The organism is Paenarthrobacter sp. 10L412 (assembly GCF_056395565.1).
Genome location: NZ_JBFTJT010000004.1, coordinates 28,057 through 43,314, shown reverse-complemented (window position 1 = coordinate 43,314; position 15,258 = coordinate 28,057). Strand labels below are relative to the sequence as shown.

Below are 15,258 nucleotides of genomic sequence, written 5' to 3'. Positions count from 1 at the left end.
CGGGATGCTTGCGTTTCGGGTAACGCCCGACGCCGGTGCGCGCCATCGGCGGCAGGACTCGCCGACGGTTGGCGCGCACCTCCGCAAGCCACTGCCGGCCCGGTTGTAGCCTGATCTCGGTTCTTGAGACTCAAAGGAACCACAGACTCCGTCCCCGGGGAGATTCAATGGTTTTTTTGCGACGTGCAATCGCTGTCTCCACAGGCTTGGTGGTTTTCGCCACCGGCCTGTTTTTCGTCCAGGCCCCTGCTTCGGCAGTGCCGGAACCGACGCCCGATAATCCGAACGTACGGTTCTTCGAGGGGACACCGCATTCGGAGCACGTCTTCGAGACGCCACCCGGACAGGCGCCATCCAGCGGTGGCGAGATCACCGACGTCGAATCCCTTCTCGGCGAGGGCGCAGCAGCAACCGGCCCCAACGGCGATATCCGGGTTCGATTGGTCACAGCCAAACTGGCGGACAACACCAACCCGGTCTCCATGTCAGGGGCCGAGCAAACGGTGGCGGCAACCAGCAGTTACTGGAAAGCCATGACGGACAACAAGCTGTCCATGACCGTGGACAGCAAGGTCTCCGGGTTCCAATCCAAAGCCAGGTCGACCGACAGCTACAGCACCATCATGTCCACCATCACCAGCGAATTGAAATGGACAGCCAGCCCCTATACAGCCCTGGTGATCTTCATTCCGACGTCCACGCTTTCCGGGAACGCCCTGGGCGTCGGCTACAGCAGTGGCAGCTACAGCGGGCGTGTGCTGATGCCGCAGCTCAGCAACTTCTCCAACAACGTCATGAGCCATGAATTTGGGCACGTGATCGGATTGATGCACGCCGATGCGTTGCAGTGCTACAGCGGCGCATCCGACGTGGGCGTGGACAGCACCGGGCGGTTCACGGATAGCTCCTGCTACATCCGTGAATACGGAGACACCACGGACCTCATGGGGGCGGCGCAGTACGCCCAGCCGGTGGTGAGCTCCAGCTTCTGGGACTACGCAGGGCTGGGCCGTGGCGACGAAATCCGCGATGTCGGGGTGGCCACGGGCGTCAAAAGCTACACGTTGAAGCCTTGGGGAGGCACCGAGGCGCAGAGGGCCATCAAGTTCACGGACCCGGTCAGCAAAGAGGTCTACTACTTGGAACTCAGGCAGCCGGCGGGGTACGACAGTTATCTCGGGGAGCAGGGCAGGCCCGCTGGCAACAGGGGCGTCAAGATCGTCCAACGTGGCGGCGCCACGATCGCTTCATCGCTGATTCTCATGCCATCCACCATCCCGTTCCAGGAACAGTACTACGCCAAGAACCACGCTTGGCAAGCCGGCAGCACCTTCACCACGTACACGGGCACCCAGGTCACCATCAACACCGTCTCCACAACCTCGGCGACTGTCACCATCAACGCCGATCCCAAACTCAAGGCACGCATGCGTTTCTCCGCCGGCGACTTTGACGGCGACAAACTGGCCGACGTGATCTCCCGGGAAGCTGACGGTTCGCTGCTGCTTTTCAGTGGCCTCCCCGGAAACCGGCTGGATGATCCGGTGCAGATTGGCTCTGGGTGGGGCATTTTCAACGCCGTCCTGGGAACGTCGGACTTCAACGGTGACGGCTTTGCGGACGTTCTGGCCCGCACCAGCGACGGTGCGTTGTGGCTTTATCCCGGCAACGGCAAGGGCGGTTTCCTGTCCCGGAGCCAGATCGGGTTTGGTTGGCAGGGCTTTACCCAGTTGGTCGCTGCGGGGGACTTCAACGCCGATGGCCGGAGCGACCTGATCACCGCCGGCACGGATGGCCGCCTGTGGTTGTATCCAGGCAACGGCACAGGTGGTTTCCTCGCCCAAACGCAGATCGGCCAGGGCTGGGATTCCTTCAACAGCCTGGCAGCGTCAGCTTCGTTCGGCGGCGGCGCTCCGGGCTTGCTGGCACGTGCCAGCGACGGCACCCTCTACGTCTACCCAGGGGATGGCAAGGGCGGCTTCCAGCCGCGTGCCGCCGTCGGAACTGGTTGGAACGGCGTGGGTGACATCGTTGGCGGCCGGGACTTCACGGGCGACAAGCGCGTGGACGTCCTGACTGCAGCAGCGGCCGGGCGCATGACCCTCTATCCAGGTGACGGCGTTGGCTTCGCGGATCGGCTTGCGATCGGGACCGGATGGAACCAGTTCGCTCAGGTGTGGGAAGCAGGCGATTTCGACGGCGATGCTGCCGCCGACATCCTGGCGCGCGGAACCGACGGCGCGTTGTGGCTTTACCCGGGCAACGGATCGGGCAGTTTCCTTCCGCGTGTTCAGGTCGGATGGGGCTGGGGCCAATTCACGTCGGTGCTGAGTGCGGGAGATTTCGACGGCGATTCCCACCCCGATCTTGTGGCCCGGGCTTCCGATGGGACACTGTGGCTTTACCCGACCGATGGCACGGGACAGTTCCTTGCACGTAAACAGATCGGCACCGGATGGCAAGGCTTCGAGCAGTTGCTGGCCCCGGGCGATTTCACGGGCGACGGAAAGCCGGACATCGTTGCCCAATCCGGCGATGGCGTGCTGTGGGTCTACCCTGGCAATGGCACCGGGGGCTTCCTTGCCCGCAAGCAGATCGGCACCGGGTGGGACATCTTCAACCTGGTCCTGCAGGCCGGTGACTTCAACGGCGATGGAAGGGAAGACCTGGTTGGCCGTTCCGGTGATGGCGGACTCTGGCTCTACCCGGGGAACGGCGCTGGCGGCTTCCTTGCACGCTCCTACCTTGGTTCAGGGTGGAACATGTTCTCCAGCATCGCTGCTCTCGGTAACGGGTTTACGGGTACCGGCGACCCCTCTGTGGTGGGAGTCGCCGGGGACGGGACGTTGCTGATGTACTCCGGAACGGGTGCTGGGAAGTTCAAGCCGGTGGCGCTGAACCCGCGGTAGGTCTTGTGTTGCCGGGGAGTGCACTCCTTCCCGGTTGCCTCTCACTTCAGTTAGGTCAGACACCGAAAGCCCGGAATGTCAAAGGACATTCCGGGCTTTTCCGTTGCTGGCGCCCAGCAAGTGGGAGGAGCGCGGTGACTTACTTGTGCAAGCCGAGTTCCGCCGTCGGGACCTTTACTGACTCGCGGGCCGTAAGGGCAGAGACGGCTGCGATCACGCAGATGACTGCCGTGAAGATGGAGATCTGCACCCAGCCGCCAGGCTTGGTGCCGCCGAGGGCTGTGACGATGGTCGGAGCGAAGCCGGCCATGAGGAAGCCGAGCTGTGTGCCGATGGCCAGACCGGAGAAGCGGACCTTCGTGCTGAACATTTCACCGTAGAAGGACGGCCACACGGCGTTGGCGGCGGCATACCCGAAGGAGAAGAACACCACGGAGACCAGGAACATGAGCGGGACGACTCCCGATTCCAAAGTCAGCAGGAACACCGGAGTCATGATGGCGCTGGCGATGGCGCCGTAGATGAAGACGGGCTTACGGCCGATCTTGTCCGCGAGCATGCCGAACAGCGGCTGGGTACCGAGGGCCACAATGTTGGCCACCACGACGAGCCACAAGGTGATAGTGCCGCTGACGTGGGCCACATCCTGGGCGTACTTGATGGCCAAGGTTCCGAATACCGTGCTCACGGCTGCGATGAATGCACAGCACACCACGCGGAGGACGTCGCGCCAGTGCAGCTTGAGGAGGTCGGCGATGGGCAGCTTGGCGATCTGATTGTTCTTCTTGGCCTCTGCGAATGCCGGCGGCTCGTGCAGGGTGCGTCGGATGAAGAACGCCACGATGACAACTACGGCGCTGAGCCAGAACGGGATGCGCCAGCCGATGCCGTACTTGACCTCGTCCGGGAGTGCGAGAACTGGAATGAACACCAGGGCTGCAAGGATCTGGCCACCCTGGGTGCCGGTCAGCGTCCACGAGGTGAAGAACGAGCGGCGGTTGTCCGGAGCGTGCTCCAGCGTCATTGACGAGGCGCCGGCCTGCTCGCCGGCAGCCGAAAGACCTTGAGCAAGGCGGGCGAGTACCAGCAGGACGGGAGCCCACCAGCCAATGGTCTTGAAGTCCGGGAGGCAGCCGATCACGAAAGTGGCGGCACCCATCAGGACCAGTGTGAACATGAGGACCTTTTGTCGGCCGATCCTGTCGCCGAAGTGCCCCAGGATGACGGCGCCTACAGGACGGGCAACGTAGGCGAAGCCGAAGGTTGCGAAGGACATGATGGATGCGTTGGTGTCCGCGTCCGGGAAGAACACGTGCGGAAAGATCAAGGCGGCGGCGGAGCCGAAGATGAAGAAGTCGTAGTACTCCACTGCGCTTCCCAGGAAGCTGGCGAGTGCCGCCTTCTTGGGAGTTCCTGCTGGGGTAACTGTGCCTGGCGTCGCTGACGGCATTGTGTGGCTCATGGGTGTTCCTTCTGTGACGACGATGTCGCGGATCTAGCTTCTGCGGGAAGACCAGAGCGAGGTGCGGCCGGATCAATCCCAAAGTAACCACATGGTGAGAGCTACTTGTGCAATACAGCAATAGTGGCCGTGACTGGGGTCACTTGTCAAGACTTGTCCCCACTATCTAGAAATAGCTCTCACGATGTGAGAGCATCTAAGCATGAGTGTGAAAGAGGACACAAAGACCGACATGGTCGGCAAGGCCCTGGGCCTGTTGGTATTGCTGGGAAATGAGCCCAAAGGCGCGAGTGCCGCGGATCTGGCCAGGAGTGCGGGACTTCCGTTCAGCACCACCTACCGGCTGCTCGGCTCACTGACGCGCGACGGATTCGTGGATTACGAGCCCGACGGCCGTCGGTATCACTTGGGATTGCGGGTCTTCCAGCTGGGCCAGCGGGTTTCCAACCACCACGGTTTCGCAGCAACGGCCCTTCCTGTACTCCAGCGCGTTACGGAGCGGACCGAGGAAGCAACCATCCTCTCCGTGCGCGACGGAAACCATCATCTGACCGTGAACAAGGTGGACGGTCCCAAGACCTTCCGCGTCACCAGCGATCCCGGCCATCTGGGCGCGCTGCACACGACATCCGTGGGTAAGGCGATTGTCGCTTTTGAGAACGACGCCGAACGCGAACGACTGCTCGAAGAGTTGCCTTTGGAGCCACTCACTGAGCGCTCCATTACCGATCGGGCTGCATTCCGGGCAGAGATTGAGCAGGTGCGCCGGCAGGGCTACGCGGTGATGGATGAAGAAAACGAGATCGGCATGCGCGCGGTCGCGGTGCCGGTCCTCAATTCCCAAGGCCACGCCTTTGCGTCTCTCGCCACGGCTGTTCCGGTCTTTCGTCTCACCATGGACGAACTCATCGCCCACGTCCCCACGTTGCAGGAAGCTGCGGCTGAACTCGCGGCCCGCTTGCCCCAGCGCTAGCCCAACTGGGGGACAGGACATGTCGCTATGAGCCCCCAGTGGGGCGTTATCTGTCCCCTAGTTGGGTGAGGGGAGCGCAAATGTTCGCGATAAGAACAAGCGTGCGGAATATGAACACTTGTAGTAACCTAAATAACACCCCGGGGAGCGGCGCCCCAGAAAGTGCCAAAAACCCGGCGGTGCTGAAGTCAAAGGAGCTTTAGGATGAGCAACCGAGCCGAGTCCGTTCTGGTGGGCCTCATAGGCGAAGGCGTCATGCCCTCGCTCACGCCGCCCATGCACGAACGCGAAGCCGATGTGCAGGGCCTTCGCTTGCTGTACCGCCCCATCGACCTGCTGGACCTGGCCTTGCCGGCCACCGCCGTCGGGGACCTCCTCACCGCAGCCCAGCGCATGGGCTTCAATGGCCTGAACATCACGCACCCGTGCAAGCAGCTGGTGCTGGAGCACCTTGACGAGATTTCCGACGACGCCCGCAGCCTGGGTGCCGTCAATACAGTCCTGATTCAGGATGGTCGATTCATCGGCCACAACACAGACTTCTCCGGATTCGGCTCGGCGCTCGCCGACGGGCTGCCGGATGCGAAGCTCGACCGCGTGGTCCAGCTTGGTGCTGGCGGTGCCGGGTCCGCGGTCGCGTACGCGTTGCTCAAAGCCGGCGTCAGCACGCTGGACCTCGTGGACATGGACTCCACACGTGCAGCCGAACGTGCCACGGAACTCGGCGAACTTTTCCCGGCCTCCACGATCACGCCGCGCACTCCCGCCGAGCTGAGCGAGATCATGCCGCTCGCCGATGGCTTGGTGCACTGCACGCCTATCGGTATGGCCGCCCATCCGGGACTGCCGCTGGACATCGACCTCCTGGAACCGCGCCACTGGGTTGCCGACATCGTCTACCGGCCGATCGACACGCGCCTGGTCCGCGAGGCGCGCGCCAAGGGTTGCGACGTCCTCGACGGCGGCAGGATGGCAGTCGGTCAGGCGGCCGACGCTTTCCAGCTCTTCACCGGACGCGACGCCGATCGTGACCGCATGCGGGCACACTTCCTGGAATTGATCGCCGTGGAAGATGCCGCAACCCAACTCTCCGCCACGGTACTGGCGAAGGCGGCCCACTGATGCGCACTGGAATCGCCACCGTCTGCCTCTCCGGCACACTGAAAGAGAAGATGCAGGCCTGCGCAATAGCGGGCTTTGACGGCATCGAAATCTTCGAGCAAGACCTCGTCATCTCGCCGCTCAGCCCCGAGGAAGTGCGGAAAATGGCTGCCGATCTCGGCCTGGGTCTGGACCTCTATCAGCCATTCCGCGATTTCGACGGCGTCACCCCGGACCTGCTCAAGGCCAACCTTCGCCGGGCCGAGGCCAAGTTCAAGCTCATGTCCCGCCTGGGCGTGGACACCATCCTGGTCTGCTCCAACGTGGCCACGGCAACAATCAACGACGACGAACTTCGCGCCTCCCAACTGGCAGAGCTTGCTGAACTTGCCGGGGACCATGGCGTCAAGGTTGCCTACGAGGCATTGGCCTGGGGTAAGTACGTCAACGATTACGAGCACGCGTATCGCCTGGTGGAGATGGTGGACCACCCGAACCTCGGAACGTGCCTGGACTCCTTCCACATCCTCTCCCGCGACTGGGATACCGCGCCGATCGAGGACATCAACGCGGACAAGATCTTTTTCGTCCAGGTTGCCGACGCCCCCAAGCTCTCCATGGACGTCCTCTCCTGGAGCCGCCACTACCGGGTGTTCCCGGGAGAGGGCCAGTTTGAGCTCGCCAAGTTCATGGGGCACGTGGTCCGCGCCGGCTATACGGGTCCGGTTTCGCTGGAAGTTTTCAACGATGTCTTCCGCCAGGCGGACGTCGAACGGACGGCTGTGGACGCCATGCGCTCCCTGATCTGGCTGGAGGAGCAGAGCGCCAAGTGGCTCGAAAGCACCTCCGCGGACTCCGCAGCCAGCAACGGAAGCGCCTCCCGGCGTCGTTATCCCATGGAACTGGCCACTCTGCCCAAGGTGAACGAACCCGCCGGCTTCAACTTCGCCGAGGTCAAGGCCGACGACACCGCCCAGCTTGAGAAGCTCCTTGGCCAGCTTGGCTTCGAGTTCGAGGGCCGCCACCGCACCAAGGACGTCCAGCTCTGGACCATGGGCAAGGCCCGCGTGATCATCAACGAGCAAGCGGCACAGCACGCCGAACCGGCTATTGCGGCTTTGGGGTTCGACGTCGACTCTCCCGTGATTGCCTCCGCTCGCGCCCAGCAACTCAAGGCGCCGGTGGTTGCCCGCAAGGTCCAAGCCAATGAGGAAGTCTTCCAAGGCATCTCCGCGCCGGACTCCACCGAAATCTTCCTGTGCCAGGGAAGCCCGGACGGGACTGCCGCGTGGACGCACGAGTTTGGCGAGGGCCTGGAACACCCTGGCTCAGGCGTCAGCGCGGTGATTGACCATGTTAATTTGGCCCAGCCGTGGCAGCACTTCGACGAAGCCGTCCTGTTCTACACCAGCGCCCTGGCCCTTGAACCGCAGCCCTTCGCTGAGGTTCCGAGCCCCAGCGGACTGGTGCGCTCGCAGGTCATGGAGACCTCGGACGGCTCAGTCAGGCTGGTGCTGAACCTGGCACCGGCACAGCAGGCGCAGACTGCCCGCAAAACGTACCAGGAACACATCGCATTCGCCGTGAACGACCTCGTGGGTGCAGCCCGGGCGGCCCGCGATCGTGGCCTCGAGTTCCTGCAGATTCCGGCCAACTATTACGAAGACCTGGACGCGCGGTTCGAGGTGGAACCGGAATTCCTGGCCACCCTCAAGGAGCTCAATCTCCTGTATGACCGCGACACCAACGGAGAATTCCTGCACTTCTACACCGCCACGGTTGGCAGCGTCTTCTTCGAAATGGTGGAACGCCGCGGCAACTACGACGGCTACGGAGCGCCCAACGCGCCGGTGCGCCACGCCGTCCAATACGACTCGCTGCACCGCATTTAGACCCATAACGAAGCCATCAACCGAAAGGAGCCCGCCGTGCCGCAAGAACAGACTGCACAAGTCAACTCTGCACAGGTCAACTCTGCACAAGCGCTCGAATCCGAGGAGCTCGTGCCTCCCGCTGAGGCACATGCAGCGCATGATTCCAAGAAAGTGGAAACCCAGGCGGATCTCAGTGCTGAGATGAAGGGCATTGGGGACCGCTACGCGGAGGCATTGAAGAACGGCAAGGTGCCGGAGACCATGCCACGTCTGGACTACGCTCCGTACCGCAGCAGCATCCTGCGCCACCCGACCAAGAGCCTGCACCACGCGGACCCGGAGACAATCGAGCTCTACTCGCCCGCGTTCGGCCACCAGGATGTGCACGCGCTGGAATCGGACCTGACCATTCAGCACAACGGTGAGCCGCAGGGTGAGCGCATCATCGTCGCCGGCCGCGTTCTCGATGGCGACGGCCGCCCGGTTGCCGGCCAGCTCGTGGAAATCTGGCAGGCCAACGCAGCCGGCCGCTACATCCACAAGCGCGACCAGCACCCCGCACCGCTGGACCCGAACTTCACCGGCGTCGGCCGCTGCATCACCGGTGACGATGGATCGTATCGCTTCACCACGATCAAACCCGGCGCGTACCCGTGGAAGAACCACCTGAACGCCTGGCGCCCGGCCCACATCCACTTCTCCATGTTCGGCTCGGAGTTCACGCAGCGCATCGTCACCCAGATGTACTTCCCGGGCGATCAGCTCTTCCCGCTGGACCCCATCTACCAGTCCATCGTGGACCAGGACGCCCGCGACCGCCTGGTGGCTGAGTACGACCACGAGCTCACCAGCCCCGAATGGGCCCTTGGCTACAAGTGGGACATCATCCTGACCGGCTCCAAGCGGACCTGGACAGAGAACGAAGCATTCGGCGACGCCGGGGACGAGGAGTAAGCACATGAGCAAGCTGACACCCACACCGGGCCAGACCGTCGGACCCTTCTACGGTTACGCCCTCCCCTTTAACAAGGACAACGAACTACTCGCCCCGGGCAGCCCGGGAAGCATCCGCCTCCAAGGCACGGTCTACGACGGTGTCGGCAACACCATCCCGGACGCCATCCTTGAAATTTGGCAGCCGGACTCCGAGGGCAACATCGTCCAGCGCACCGGCTCCCTGGTCCGCGATGGCTACACCTTCACCGGCTGGGGCCGCGGTTCTGTCGGGAACTCCGGCGTGTACACGTTCACCACCGTCAACCCCGGACCCACCTCGCCGGGTGCGGCCCCGTTCATCTCCGTGGCGGTCTTTGCCCGCGGCCTCATGAACCGCCTCTTCACCCGCATGTATCTTCCGGAAAATGAGGAAGCCCTGGCCAACGATCCGCTGCTGAGCTCCCTGGATCCCCAGCGTCGCAAGACCCTGATCGCCCGTCGCGACCCCGACGGCGGCCTCACCTGGGACATCCGACTGCAGGGCGGCGACGAAACTGTATTCCTGGATTTCCAGCAGGACGGTTCGCTGGAAACCAGCGTCAACGCGGACTCACAGCCATGACCGACGGCGACTTCGGCCTCCTTAGCCCCGTTTCGGCGTCGCCCGCTGTTGCGGCGCTGACGGGCGACCGTGCAGTGATCGCGGCGATCCTCGACGTCGAAGCCGCCTGGGCGGTTGTCCTCGAGGAAGCGGGGCTCGTCCCTGCAGGTTCCGCCGCAGTTGTGGCCGAAGCCGCCGACCCCGGTTCTTACGACGTCGCTTCTGTGGCGAAACGCGCCCAGGGCGGGGGCAACCCTGTGATCCCCTTGCTGGGTGACCTGCGGGCGCGGGTGAAATCCTTGGACGCTGGCGCGGCAATCGCTGTGCACACCTCCCTCACCAGCCAGGACGTCCTCGACTCCGCCCTCGTGCTGCTCGCCAGTCGCACCATTTCATCACTGCTGGCCGACGTGAGACGCACGACGACGGCGCTCGCTACCTTGGCGGAACAGCATGCGGACACCCTGTGCGTGGGCAGGAGCCTGACGCAGCACGCGCTGCCGTACACGTTCGGGCTCAAGGCCGCGCAGTGGTTCCACGGTGTGGCGGCTGCAGCTGCGCGGTTGGAAGCGCTTGAACTACCCATACAGTTTGGCGGGGCTGGCGGGACCCTGGCGTCGGCAACCAAGCTGACTGCTTCCTCGCAGAGCACTCCCTTTGATCTGGCCGATTCTTTGGCCTCAAAGCTTGGCCTCGCAACGGCCTCTGCTCCTTGGCACACGAATCGCCTGGCCGTCACCTCCCTGGGCGATGGACTTGCTGCCCTGATTGATTCCTTCGGCAAAATCGCCGCGGACCTGCTGTTCCTGAGCCGACCGGAAGTCGCCGAGCTCGGCGAACCACTGGCCGCCGGACGCGGGGTTTCCTCGGCCATGCCACAGAAGCAGAACCCTGTGCTGTCCGTACTCATCCGCAGTGCGGCGCTGCAGGCACCCGGCCTCGCGTCGCAGCTGCACCTCGCGGCGGCCACCTTCAACGACGAGCGCCCGGACGGCGCCTGGCACAGCGAATGGCCAGCCCTGCGCCAGCTGCTCGCGCTAGCCGTTGGTGCCGCTGGACATCTCCGTGAACTCGCGGAAGGTCTTCGTGTCTTTCCGGAAGCGATGCGCCGGAACCTGGAAATTTCGGGACCGCTGCTCCTCAGCGAAGGTGTGATGGCCGCCATCGTGCCTCTCCTGGGTCCGCACGGAAAACAAAAGCTGCAGAACGTTGTCGATGAAACGCTCAAGGCGCCCGCGGCCGAGCAGACGCGGATCTACACCAAGCTGCTGCGCGAGGCTGTCCCTGCGGACAAGCTCAGTGACGTCGAACTCGAGGCACTCCTGGATCCCGCGAGCTACCTCGGTGAAGCTGCCGAGATCACGCGCCGGATCCTTGCCGCCTATCCGGTCTTCGCAGGAATCTCAACGAAGGGAGCCACCCGTGGCTAAGCCAACCGTCAAGGCCGTTCTGCTGTCCCCACAGCGCGAACTCGGAACGAAGCCGCTCCTTGTGGTCGGCCCATCGTTGGGCACCTCCACCGTGCTCTGGACCGAAACGGCAGCGCTGCTTGGCGATGAGTACGACGTCATCGGCTGGGACCTCCCCGGCCACGGCATCTCGCCAGCCGCCTCCGAAGGATTCGATATCGCGGAACTGGCGGACGCCGTCGTCGATCTCGTGGACTTTGTGAGTCCGGGCGCGAAGTTCCACTACGCAGGCGTCTCGCTGGGCGGTGCCATCGGCCTGCAACTTGGCATCAAGCATGGCGACCGCCTCCGCAGCCTGTCCGTGCAGTGCAGCGGCGCCAAGATCGGCACGCCTGAAGGCTGGCTGGAGCGCGCCGAAACCGTACGCAAACTGGGGACGCCCGTGATGATCCAGGGCTCCGCCGAGCGTTGGTTCGGTCCCGGCTTCATGGACCGCCAGCCGGAAATCAGCAGCCGCCTCCTGCATTCACTCCGCGACGCCGACCGCTTCAGCTACTCGTTCTGCTGCGAAGCCCTCGCCGGATTGGACGTCCGCGAGCAGCTCGGCAGCATCACCGTTCCCACCCAGGCGATTGCCGGCGTCGAGGACTCTGTGGCGCCGCCATCACTGGCCGAAGCTGTTGTTTCCGGTATCACCGCAGGCGGCGGTACCGCTCAGACGGTGGCGCTCGACGGCGTCGCGCACCTCGCGCCAGCGGAGGCGCCTGCAGTTGTGGCCGGGTTGATGCGGACCTTTATGAAGGAGAACGGACGATGACCTCTTTGTCTCCCGAGCGGAATGGTGCCGTTCAGCCGAGCGCCACCGCGCAGGACATTTACGACGCCGGCATGGCGGTGCGGCGCGAAGTGCTCGGCAATGAGCACGTGGACCGTGCGAACACCAACATGGACTCCTTTACCGAGGACTACCAGGACATGATCACCAGGATCGCCTGGGGTGGCATCTGGACGCGGCCCGGCCTTAGCCGGCAAATGCGCTCCGCCGTCACCCTCACGGCGCTGGTGGCGCACGGTCACTGGGAGGAGCTCGCGATGCACATCCGGGCGGCCCTCAACAACGGCCTGAGCAGGGACGAGATCAAGGAAATCCTGCTGCAGACCGCAATCTATTGCAGTGTTCCCTCGGCCAACTCGGCCTTCAAGACGGCGCAGAAAGTATTCGCCGAGATCGACACCAACGAACCCAACTAGTCCCCACCGCCACCCTCGCCTCGCAAGCTCGGCCAGGGAACCCTGGCGGCGTGGGCCCCACCCGCTTGATGTCCTTGAGCTCCTATAGCTAGTTGAAACTACAAAACCTAGAGGAAACCCCATGAACCAGGCTTTTGTGTACGACGCCGTACGCACACCCTTTGGCAAGTTCGGCTCCGGCCTCGCGGCTGTCCGTCCCGATGACCTTGCTGCCCACGTGGTCCGTGAGTCCGTAAAGAGGGCTCCGGAGCTGGATGTTGAACGGATCGACGAAGTGGTGTTTGGCAACGCCAACGGCGCCGGCGAGGAGAACCGCAACGTGGCCCGGATGGCCACCCTGCTGGCAGGATTGCCCATTTCCATTCCGGGGACCACGGTCAACCGTCTCTGTGGTTCGTCGTTGGACGCGGCAATTATTGCGTCCCGCCAGATCAATGCCGGCGATGCGGACCTCATGCTAGTGGGCGGGGCAGAATCCATGTCCCGTGCGCCGTGGGTGCTGCCGAAGACTTCCAAGCCGTACCCCGCCGGTGATATGACGCTCGCGTCCACCACGCTGGGCTGGCGTTTGGTGAACCCGGCCATGAACAAGGACTGGACCATCTCATTAGGCGAAGCCACAGAACGGCTGCGCGAGAAGTACGGGATTACCCGTGAACGCCAGGACCAGTTCGCGGCGGACTCACACAACCTGGCCGACGCTGCGTGGAACGAAGGCTTCTACGACAACCTTGTTTCGCAGGTTCCGGGAACGGACCTGGTTCGGGATGAGGGAATCCGGGCTGGTTCATCCGCAGAGAAGCTGGCTGGGCTGAAGACCGTTTTCCGTGCCGAGTCTGACGGGCCCGACGGCGGCACGGTCACCGCCGGGAATGCCTCGCCTTTGAATGATGGTGCTTCGGCCGCGTGGATCGGCTCTGAGGCGGCCTCCTCGATCCTTGGTCTCGAACCCCTGGCCCGTATCGCCGGCCGTGGTGCTCATGGCAACGATCCCCAGTTCTTCGGGTTCGCTCCGGTGGAGGCGGCGAACAAGGCCCTCGCGAAGGCGGGCATCGGCTGGGACCAGGTTGGCGCCGTCGAACTTAACGAGGCGTTCGCCGCGCAGTCGCTGGCGTGCGTTGACGCGTGGGGGATTGACCCCGGAATCGTGAACCAGCATGGCGGGGCTATTGCGATGGGCCACCCACTCGGTGCCTCCGGTACCCGCCTCCTCGGGACGCTTGCCCGTTCCCTGCAGGCTTCCGGGCAGCGCTGGGGAGTGGCGGCGATCTGCATCGGGGTTGGGCAGGGCTTGGCTGTGGTCCTGGAAAACGTTTCTGCTGGGGTGAAGGGTTAGTCATGTTGAATTTCATTGACACCGTTGGCGAAGCTGTCGCCGGCATCAAGGACGGGTCCACCGTGATGATCGGCGGGTTCGGCAACGCCGGGCAGCCATTCGAACTGATCGACGCCCTGATGGACTGCGGCGCGAAGGACCTCACCGTGGTGAACAACAACGCCGGTCAGGGCGATCAGGGGCTCGCGTTGCTGATCAAGGAAGGCAGGGTCCGCAAAATGATCTGTTCGTTCCCGCGGCAGTCTGATTCCTGGCACTTCGATGCCAAGTTCCATGCGGGTGAGATTGAGTTGGAGTTGGTTCCGCAGGGCAACCTGGCCGAGCGTATCCGTGCCGCGGGTGCAGGGATTGGCGGGTTCTTCACACCCACTGGCTACGGCACCACGCTGGCTGAGGGCAAGGAAACGCGCTTGCTGGACGGGAAGTGGCAGGTGTTCGAAACGCCCATCCACGCCGACGTCGCCCTCATCAAGGCACTCAAGGCGGACCGCAAGGGCAACCTCGTGTACCGAAAAACTGCCCGGAACTTCGGCCCCATCATGGCGGCCGCTGCCAAGCACACCATTGTGCAGGTCTCGGAGATCGTGCCCACGGGTTCGTTGGATCCGGAGAATGTGGTGACGCCGGGGATTTACGTCAACAGTGTGGTCCGGGTTGGTTCTGCAGAATTCGATGGGAAGGTGGCTTGATGATGAGCACTGCGACAAGTATCCAGACGTCCGAGAAGCCGTTGGGTCGCGACGAACTCGCCCAGTTGGTGGCACGCGACATCGCGCCTGGCTCATTCGTGAACCTGGGCATCGGCCAGCCCACGCTCGTGTCCAACTACCTCACCGAGGAACAGAACATCACGCTCCACACGGAGAACGGGATGCTCGGGATGGGCCCCGCGGCTGAGGGCGATGAGATCGATGGCGACTTGATCAATGCCGGCAAGATCCCCGTCACCGAGCTGCCCGGAGCCTCGTACTTCCACCACGCCGACTCCTTCGCGATCATGCGCGGTGGGCACCTGGACATCTGCGTCCTCGGCGCCTTCCAGGTCTCCGCCACGGGCGATCTCGCCAACTGGCACACCGGCGCCCCGGACGCCATCCCGGCTGTGGGTGGTGCCATGGACCTTGCAACGGGCGCCAAGGATGTGTTCGTGATGATGACGTTGTTGACGCGCGAGGGCGTGTCCAAACTGGTGGAGCAGTGCACCTACCCGCTCACTGGCGTCGGCTGCGTGACTCGCGTGTACACGGACAAGGCCGTCTTCCTCACAGGCCCCAACGGCGTCACTGTCCGCGAGACGTTCGGCTGCACCTTCGAGGAAATCCAGGAGCTCGTACCCCTGCCTCTGAAGCCCGGCGCCTAACACTGCTCACGTTGTGGGGCCTGCTCTGGGGATGCAGAGTAGGCCC

At 63.6% G+C, this 15,258-nt stretch carries 13 protein-coding genes; 12 read left to right on the top strand and 1 reads right to left on the bottom strand.

Annotated features, from left to right (window positions below; genetic code table 11):
- Positions 1-167 precede the first annotated feature (167 nt).
- Positions 168-2,909: an FG-GAP-like repeat-containing protein gene (locus AC1DD7_RS05330; RefSeq protein WP_477514123.1), complete on the top strand. Its 2,742-nt coding sequence runs from the start codon at positions 168-170 to the stop codon at positions 2,907-2,909.
- Between the two features lie 139 nt (positions 2,910-3,048).
- Here AC1DD7_RS05330 and AC1DD7_RS05325 read toward each other — a convergent pair whose 3' ends face one another.
- Complete coding sequence (locus AC1DD7_RS05325) at positions 3,049-4,371, bottom strand: MFS transporter (RefSeq protein ID WP_477514122.1); 1,323 nt, start codon at positions 4,369-4,371, stop codon at positions 3,049-3,051.
- 202 nt (positions 4,372-4,573) lie between these two features.
- Between AC1DD7_RS05325 and AC1DD7_RS05320 the strand changes: the two genes are divergently transcribed.
- From AC1DD7_RS05320 to AC1DD7_RS05270, 11 genes are all read left to right on the top strand, one after another.
- Positions 4,574-5,344, top strand: coding sequence for an IclR family transcriptional regulator (locus AC1DD7_RS05320; RefSeq protein ID WP_224165817.1), 771 nt, complete (start codon positions 4,574-4,576; stop codon positions 5,342-5,344).
- A 204-nt stretch (positions 5,345-5,548) separates the two neighbouring features.
- Entirely contained in the window at positions 5,549-6,466 is a 918-nt protein-coding gene (locus AC1DD7_RS05315; protein WP_477514121.1) for a shikimate dehydrogenase, read from the top strand.
- Complete coding sequence (locus AC1DD7_RS05310; protein WP_477514120.1) at positions 6,466-8,337, top strand: bifunctional sugar phosphate isomerase/epimerase/4-hydroxyphenylpyruvate dioxygenase family protein; 1,872 nt, start codon at positions 6,466-6,468, stop codon at positions 8,335-8,337. The genes AC1DD7_RS05315 and AC1DD7_RS05310 overlap by 1 nt, the downstream gene beginning before the upstream one ends.
- 36 nt (positions 8,338-8,373) lie before the next feature.
- Positions 8,374-9,273 carry a protocatechuate 3,4-dioxygenase subunit beta gene (gene pcaH / locus AC1DD7_RS05305; RefSeq protein WP_477514119.1) on the top strand — a complete coding sequence of 300 codons (900 nt, stop codon included), beginning with the start codon at positions 8,374-8,376 and terminating at the stop codon, positions 9,271-9,273.
- Positions 9,274-9,277: 4 nt separating this feature from the next.
- Positions 9,278-9,877: a protocatechuate 3,4-dioxygenase subunit alpha gene (gene pcaG, locus AC1DD7_RS05300; RefSeq protein WP_477514118.1), complete on the top strand. Its 600-nt coding sequence runs from the start codon at positions 9,278-9,280 to the stop codon at positions 9,875-9,877.
- Entirely contained in the window at positions 9,874-11,286 is a 1,413-nt protein-coding gene (locus AC1DD7_RS05295; protein ID WP_477514117.1) for a class-II fumarase/aspartase family protein, read from the top strand. Before pcaG ends, AC1DD7_RS05295 begins: the two co-directional genes overlap by 4 nt.
- Complete coding sequence (locus tag AC1DD7_RS05290) at positions 11,279-12,082, top strand: alpha/beta fold hydrolase (RefSeq protein WP_477514116.1); 804 nt, start codon at positions 11,279-11,281, stop codon at positions 12,080-12,082. Before AC1DD7_RS05295 ends, AC1DD7_RS05290 begins: the two co-directional genes overlap by 8 nt.
- Positions 12,079-12,516: a 4-carboxymuconolactone decarboxylase gene (gene pcaC, locus AC1DD7_RS05285; protein ID WP_477514115.1), complete on the top strand. Its 438-nt coding sequence runs from the start codon at positions 12,079-12,081 to the stop codon at positions 12,514-12,516. Before AC1DD7_RS05290 ends, pcaC begins: the two co-directional genes overlap by 4 nt.
- A gap of 121 nt (positions 12,517-12,637) precedes the next feature.
- A complete protein-coding gene (locus AC1DD7_RS05280; protein WP_477514114.1) occupies positions 12,638-13,852 on the top strand; it encodes a thiolase family protein in 1,215 nt (404 codons plus the stop codon).
- Between the two features lie 2 nt (positions 13,853-13,854).
- Positions 13,855-14,541, top strand: coding sequence for a 3-oxoacid CoA-transferase subunit A (locus AC1DD7_RS05275; protein ID WP_477514113.1), 687 nt, complete (start codon positions 13,855-13,857; stop codon positions 14,539-14,541).
- Between the two features lie 2 nt (positions 14,542-14,543).
- The gene (locus AC1DD7_RS05270; RefSeq protein ID WP_477514311.1) at positions 14,544-15,212 is read left to right on the top strand and encodes a 3-oxoacid CoA-transferase subunit B; all 669 of its coding nucleotides are present in this window, start codon (positions 14,544-14,546) and stop codon (positions 15,210-15,212) included.
- Positions 15,213-15,258 lie beyond the last annotated feature (46 nt).

Bases quoted from the DNA above. Each gene is read 5' to 3' on its own strand.
- AC1DD7_RS05330 (WP_477514123.1), top strand. From the start codon at position 168: ATGGTTTTTTTGCGACGTGCAATCGCTGTCTCCACAGGCTTGGTGGTT.
- AC1DD7_RS05325 (WP_477514122.1), bottom strand. From the start codon at position 4,371: ATGAGCCACACAATGCCGTCAGCGACGCCAGGCACAGTTACCCCAGCA.
- AC1DD7_RS05320 (WP_224165817.1), top strand. From the start codon at position 4,574: ATGAGTGTGAAAGAGGACACAAAGACCGACATGGTCGGCAAGGCCCTG.
- AC1DD7_RS05315 (WP_477514121.1), top strand. From the start codon at position 5,549: ATGAGCAACCGAGCCGAGTCCGTTCTGGTGGGCCTCATAGGCGAAGGC.
- AC1DD7_RS05310 (WP_477514120.1), top strand. From the start codon at position 6,466: ATGCGCACTGGAATCGCCACCGTCTGCCTCTCCGGCACACTGAAAGAG.
- pcaG (WP_477514118.1), top strand. From the start codon at position 9,278: ATGAGCAAGCTGACACCCACACCGGGCCAGACCGTCGGACCCTTCTAC.
- AC1DD7_RS05295 (WP_477514117.1), top strand. From the start codon at position 9,874: ATGACCGACGGCGACTTCGGCCTCCTTAGCCCCGTTTCGGCGTCGCCC.
- pcaC (WP_477514115.1), top strand. From the start codon at position 12,079: ATGACCTCTTTGTCTCCCGAGCGGAATGGTGCCGTTCAGCCGAGCGCC.
- AC1DD7_RS05280 (WP_477514114.1), top strand. From the start codon at position 12,638: ATGAACCAGGCTTTTGTGTACGACGCCGTACGCACACCCTTTGGCAAG.
- AC1DD7_RS05275 (WP_477514113.1), top strand. From the start codon at position 13,855: ATGTTGAATTTCATTGACACCGTTGGCGAAGCTGTCGCCGGCATCAAG.
- AC1DD7_RS05270 (WP_477514311.1), top strand. From the start codon at position 14,544: ATGAGCACTGCGACAAGTATCCAGACGTCCGAGAAGCCGTTGGGTCGC.